A 6,000-nucleotide genomic window follows, 5' to 3' on the forward strand; every position below is an offset into this window, starting at 1 on the left:
TTCTTTCCGTACACAGAACAGGACATAAGTGGAGATTTGACACATAAATGGCTTAAAGCGAAATAGTCTGATCGGACGTGCACCGGAGCAAGCGGGAGACCATATGTCTGATGCTGCGGATCCGGTTCTCGACTGCCCGGTCGACCAGGTGCCGGATGGCGAGGAGTTCATCGAGGCGGCCATGCGCTGGCACTTCGACCCGCGGACCGGCTCGCCATTCTGGCTGGCGCGAGCCAAGACCCTCGACTTCGACCCCCGCACCGATGTGCGCGCCTTCGCCGACCTGCGGCTCTTCCCCGACGTGGTGGACGAGTTTCGCGAGGTTCGCGTCGAAGATCTCGTGCCCAGGGGCTATGGCTCCCGGGCCGAGGTGATCGGAGTCTTCGAGAGCGGTGGCACCACCGGCCCGCCCAAGCGCGTGGTCACGCTCGCCGACTGGATGGACCGGCTGATGCACCACCAGAACCGGATCATGGACGCGCACGGTTATCCGCGGGGCGCCGACTGGCTCTCGGTGGGCCCGAGCGGGCCGCACATCTTCGGCGGACTGATCGAACAGCAGGCCGATCGGCGCGGTGGCTTCAGGTTCTCCATCGACCTCGATCCCCGGTGGGTGAAGAAGCTCATCGGCGACGGCCGTCTCGACGAGGCCGATCGCTACGCCGAGCACCTGATCGACCAGAGCGCGCATCCGCTGCGCACCCAGGACGTCGGGATCCTGGTGATCACTCCGCCGCTGCTGGTCCGGCTCGCCCGCAGGGACGAACTGGTCGCCCTCGTCAATGAGAAGGTCCGGGTCATCGTCTGGGCCGGTGCCCATCTGGATCCGGACACCCGCGTGCTGCTGCGCGACGAGGTGTTCCCGAACGTCAAGATCATCGGAAACTACGGCAGCACGATGATCATGGGGGCGGTGAGCGAGCGGGTGGGACTGGGCGACGACGACCCCTGCGTCTTCGACCCGTTCTCTCCGTACATCACCTTCTCCGTCGTCGATCCGAAGACCCGGCGGGAGGTTCCGTACGGCGAGCGCGGACAGGTCGTGATGAACCACATCAGCAAGAACCTGCTGCTGCCCAACAATCTCGAACGGGACACGGCGCTGCGGATCCAGCCGCCACCGGGTCAGCTCGGCGATGCCGTCGCCGACGTCGCACCGCTCGCCGTATTCGGCGACGAGCGGGTCATCGAGGGGGTGTACTGATGACCGCGCTGTCGATCGAGCCGGGCCGGCTCGACGCGCTCGGCCCGACCGGTCCTTACCGTACCCGCAGCCGGTCGACCGTTCCGGATCTCGCCGGAAACCCGGTCGCCGAGCTCAGCCTGGTGCCACGGCTGTACGTGCAACGCACCATGGCGGCGCTCCACCGGGCGCGGACCCTGCCGCCCGGGGAGCGGGCCGAGGCTCTCGCACGCGCCGGCCGTCTGTTCGCCACCGGGCCCGTCAACGGACTCTCCGCCGAGCACTATCAGCGCATGGTGAGCCGCGTCTCCGGAATGCCGATCTCGGTGGTGCGGGCGGCGACCGACGCCATCGCGCGCAGCGCCGCCGAGGCGTACGGCTCGACGCGGTGGGCCAGGCCGTACGGGGCCGTCGACGACTGGCGGGATCCGGCGACCCGCGAGGGCCGCGCCCTCTGGGTGCGGCGTGGCGACGTCTTCGCCGTACACGCGGCGGGCAATCATCCGGCCGTGCACACGCTGTGGCTGGAGGCACTGGCGCTGGGGTATCGGGTCGCCGTCCGGCCCTCCCGGCGGGAGCCGTTCACCCCCCACCGTCTGATCACGGCGCTGCGCGAGGCGGGTTTCGCCGACGACCAGGTGGTCTTCCTGCCTGCCGACCACGCGGTGGCCGACGACATCATCCGCGGCGCCGACCTCGCGATGGTGTACGGCGGCGAGGACGTGACGCGCAAGTACGGCCGGCACGCCGACGTACTTCCGCAGGGGCCGGGACGGTCCAAGATTTTGATCACCGGGGAGGACTGGGCCCCGCACCTGGACGTCGTCGTCGACTCGGTCAGCGCGCAGGGCGGCACCGCGTGTGTGAACACGACGGCGGTGTTCGCTGCGGGTGACCCCCGCCCCCTGGCGGAGGCCGTGGCCGAGCGGCTGTCCGCCATCCCGAGTCTTCCGCCGGCGGACGACGATGCCGTGCTGCCCGCGCGGTCTCTCGCCGATGCCCGGGCCGTCGAGAAGTACCTGTTCGATCGGGTGGGCGACGCCGAGATTCTGCTCGGCGGCGACGGCATCGTCGACGATCTCGGAGACGGCATCGGGGTCCTGCGGCCGGCGGTCATGCTGGTCGATCGCGCCGACGCCTCCCAGACCGGAATCGAGCTCTCCTTCCCCTGCGTCTGGGTCGCGCCCTGGTCACCCCGCGACGGCGTCGAGCCGCTGAAGGACACGCTGGTGCTGACCGCGATCACCCGGGACGGAGAACTGATCGACCGCCTGATGGCGGAGCCGACGATAGGCAACGTCTACATCGGTGATCAACCGACCCACTGGATGGCGCCCTGGGTCCCGCACGACGGTTATCTCGCCGAGTTCCTCATGCGCACCAAGGGGGTCATCCGGGCCTGACACTCGCGCATGCCCGGCCGTACCGAACGGCAGCGACACCCGGCGGCCATGCCCTCGCGAGCAGCGAACAGGGCTCCGGCGGAGCGACGTCCGCCGGAGCCCTTTTTCTCAACCGTACGTGACCAGGTCGTGTTCGGTATTCACGCCGAACTGTCAGACGCCTACCAGGACGACCATGCGCCATCGGGCCGTCGGGCCATCGGCCGGTCGCATCCGCCGGCCGTCACAGTTGAGTTCTTTCTCACCACCAATTGTTGTTGTTGCCGTTGTTGAACCAGGTGTTGTTGCCGAACCCCATGTTGTTGTTGAACATGGAGTTGTTCCACCAGTTGGTGTTCGAGTTGGTGCTGCCTCGGAACGCAATGGTGGAGACACCGTTGGAAACCGCGAACGCGGAGTCGTCGTTGAACTGGTCGTTGAACATGTTCTGGTTCCACATGCTGTTGTTCATCCAGCCCGTGTTGCAGTTTCCGAACCCACCGCCGCCGAAGCCGCCCCCGAAGCCGCCTCCGAATCCGCCGCCGCAGCCGAAGCCGCCCCCGAATCCGCCTCCGAAGCCGCCGAAGCCGCCCCCGAAGCCGCCGAGTCCGCCACCCCAGGCCGGCACGACGGAGGCGCTGGCCGCGGTGGCACCCAATGCGAGCGCACCGCCCGTGATCGCGGTCCCCAGCGCCAGTCCGGCGATGATGTTCTTGAATGCGGGCATTACGTGTCCCCCTTGACAGGATTCGATTGCCCTTAATTTTCGGAGGCGTTTCTGTAGCCTCGCAGGAGAAACACCCCCTCAGCCCCCTAACGGACTATTTTCCTGCATCTGCTTGATTGCCGGGACGAACCCACCACAAACCGCCACATAACGGTTTTATCCAGGCTTGTCATTCTATATCCATGATTAAACTAATAAAGTCACGTTTGTCCATTGGTGTCCGATTCTAAGATCGGCTTGCGATGCCCGGTGGGCTCCGGGGCGGATCCTCATCGGCACTGTGGCGGGGCCGTGTCAAGTGCCGGGAGAGTCAGAACGTGGCCCGTCAGCGCAACCGGCGGGCGTTGAGCCGGGCGGCCTGGCGCGTCAGATGGTCGCGCTCGGCGAGGTTGGGCGCCTTCCGGGCCGCCTCGGCGTACAGCCGTGCCGCCGTCACCGGGTCGCCGTCGCGCTCGTGGAGGTACGCAGCCACCGCGGCATAGCGGGGCAGTGAGGCGTCCAGCGCCGCGAGCGCCGCCAGGCCGGCGCGCGGTCCGTCGGCCTCGCCGACGGCCACCGCGCGGTTGAGCCGGACGATCGGGCTGTCGGTCAGGCGCGTGAGCTCGTCGTACCACTCGACGATCTGCACCCAGTCGGTCTCCTCGGCGGTGGGCGCGTCGGCGTGGAGTGCCGCGATGGCGGCCTGGGCCTGGAACTCGCCCAGCCGGTCACGGGCGAGGGCCGCCTGCAGGATCTCGACGCCCTCGCTGATCGCCTCGGTGTCCCACCGGTCGCGGTCCTGCTCGGCGAGCGGCACCAGGCTGCCGTCGGGCGCGATCCGGGCGGCGCGCCGGGCGTGGTGGAGCAGCATGAGGGCGAGCAGCCCCGCCACCTCGGGATGGTCGATCGCGGCCGCGAGTTGCCGGGTGAGCCGGATGGCCTCGGCCGCGAGGTCGACGTCACCGGAGTAGCCCTCGTTGAAGACCAGGTAGAGGACGCGCAGCACGGTGGCGACGTCGCCGGGCTGGTCGAACCGCACACCGGAGACGGTGCGCTTGGCCCGGCTGATCCGCTGCGCCATGGTCGCCTCGGGCACCAGGTAGGCCCGGGCGATCTGGCGGGTGGTCAGCCCGCCGACCGCGCGCAGCGTGAGCGCGACCGCGGACGACGGCGTCAGCGACGGGTGGGCGCACAGGAAGTAGAGCCGGAGCGTGTCGTCCACCTCTGGCGCCGGTCCGGGCGCCGGCTCCTCGTCGAGGAGGTCCTCACGCCGACGCCGGGCCGCGTCCGCCCGGGTCGCGTCGAGGAACCGGCGCCAGGCCACGGTGACCAGCCAGCCCTTCGGGTCGCGCGGCGGGTCGGCCGGCCAGACGCGGACCGCCTCGACCAGCGCGTCCTGCACGGCGTCCTCGGCCGCCGCGAAGTCGGCTCCGCGGCGGACGATGATCCCGAGCACGCTCGGCGTGAGACTCCGGAGCAGGGCCTCGTCCACTGAGAAGGTCACTCCGTGATGGTGGGCGGCGCGGCCAGGAACGGGCGCACCTCGAGCCATTCGTGGATCGGCTTCCCGCCCGCCCCGGGGGCGGCCGACAGCTCCCCGGCCAGTTCGATGGCGCGCTCGTAGCCGTCGACGTCGATCACCATCCAGCCGGCGATGAGGTCCTTGGTCTCGGCGAACGGACCGTCGGTGACCGGCGGGCGACCCTCGCCGTCATATCGGACGAACGTCCCCTCGGGGGCGAGTGCCTGACCGTCGACGAACTCACCGGTCTCCTCGAGCCGGGCCGCGAAGTCGCGCATGTACTGCACGTGCGCCGAGATCTCCTCCGGCGTCCACCGGTCCATGGGCACGTCGTTGACCGGAGCCGGAGCACCGCGGTAGTGCTTGAGCAGCAGATACTTGGCCATCGGGTTTCTCCTCGGTGCTGGTGCGACCCATTGTGGTCACGTTCATTCCGAGGACGGAGCCGGTCACGGGTTCTCGACATGGCCGTCCGGATATTTTCTGCTCGCGTAAACGAACCAGGTGAGCCGTCTCGCGGTGTCCGGGTCCAGGTGAGGGCCATGCGTGTTGGCAAGAAGGCCCCTTCCTCGACCGGAAGGGGCCTCTGATGTGGAGCCGCCTAAGGGAATCGAACCCTTGACCTACGCATTACGAGTGCGTCGCTCTGGCCGACTGAGCTAAGGCGGCGATGCCGTAAGACGGCGTGGCCCAGTCTACAGGTTCACCGGGGTCCTCGCGCACGGCTTGGAGACGGCACGGGTACGGCTATCCGGTCTTCCGGCAGATCGTGCCGGAGGCGGGCACCCGCAGCGAAATCAGGTAGTCGTCGACGGCCTGGTCGACGCACTTCGACCCGGTGGCGTAGGCCGTGTGGCCGTCCCCGTCGTACCCGAGCAGCACGCCGGAGGACAGCTCCGATGCCAGGCCCTGCGCCCATTCGTACGGCGTGGCCGGGTCGCGCAGGGTGCCGATCACGAGGATGGGCGGCGCGCCCTCGGCCTTGATCGGCTTGTCCTCGCTCTTGGCCGGAATCGGCCAGTACGCACAGGGCAGCGAGCCCCACACCGCGAAGCTACCGAAACGCGGGGACACCTTGACCGCCTCGGCCGCCGCCTTCCGGAAGGCCGCCATGTCCTTCGGGTACGGATGATCCAGGCAGTTGATCGCCAGGTTGGCCTCGGTCTGGTTCGCGTACGACCCGTCGGGCTTGCGGTCGACCAGGAGG

6 protein-coding genes and 1 tRNA gene are annotated in these 6,000 nt (G+C 68.7%); 2 read left to right on the forward strand and 5 right to left on the reverse strand.

Translation table 11 applies throughout. The annotated features are described in order from the left end of the window. The first annotated feature begins 103 nt into the window (after nt 1-103). Both AP234_RS26525 and AP234_RS26530 read left to right on the forward strand, forming a co-directional pair. The gene (locus tag AP234_RS26525) at nt 104-1,204 is read left to right on the forward strand and encodes a phenazine antibiotic biosynthesis protein (RefSeq protein ID WP_055482457.1); all 1,101 of its coding nucleotides are present in this window, start codon (nt 104-106) and stop codon (nt 1,202-1,204) included. Further along, nucleotides 1,204-2,586: an aldehyde dehydrogenase family protein gene (locus tag AP234_RS26530; protein WP_055482458.1), complete on the forward strand. Its 1,383-nt coding sequence runs from the start codon at nt 1,204-1,206 to the stop codon at nt 2,584-2,586. The genes AP234_RS26525 and AP234_RS26530 overlap by 1 nt, the downstream gene beginning before the upstream one ends. Before the next feature lie 241 nt (nt 2,587-2,827). On the opposite strand, the gene AP234_RS36635 is transcribed toward AP234_RS26530, so the two are convergent. The 5 genes from AP234_RS36635 to AP234_RS26555 form a co-directional block, all read right to left on the reverse strand. Beyond that, nucleotides 2,828-3,292, reverse strand: coding sequence for a hypothetical protein (locus AP234_RS36635; protein ID WP_055482459.1), 465 nt, complete (start codon nt 3,290-3,292; stop codon nt 2,828-2,830). A 325-nt stretch (nt 3,293-3,617) separates the two neighbouring features. Continuing rightward, nucleotides 3,618-4,763 carry a DUF6596 domain-containing protein gene (locus AP234_RS26540; protein WP_055482460.1) on the reverse strand — a complete coding sequence of 382 codons (1,146 nt, stop codon included), beginning with the start codon at nt 4,761-4,763 and terminating at the stop codon, nt 3,618-3,620. 8 nt (nt 4,764-4,771) lie between these two features. Further along, complete coding sequence (locus tag AP234_RS26545) at nt 4,772-5,179, reverse strand: YciI family protein (protein ID WP_055482461.1); 408 nt, start codon at nt 5,177-5,179, stop codon at nt 4,772-4,774. A gap of 206 nt (nt 5,180-5,385) precedes the next feature. Continuing rightward, a tRNA-Thr gene (locus tag AP234_RS26550) sits at nt 5,386-5,462 on the reverse strand. Nucleotides 5,463-5,540: 78 nt separating this feature from the next. After that, on the reverse strand, nt 5,541-6,000 hold a 460-nt coding region (locus AP234_RS26555), incomplete at its 5' end, for an alpha/beta hydrolase (RefSeq protein WP_160330489.1).

The organism is Sphaerimonospora mesophila, from assembly GCF_001417795.1.
In the GTDB taxonomy this organism is placed as follows: domain Bacteria; phylum Actinomycetota; class Actinomycetes; order Streptosporangiales; family Streptosporangiaceae; genus Sphaerimonospora; species Sphaerimonospora mesophila.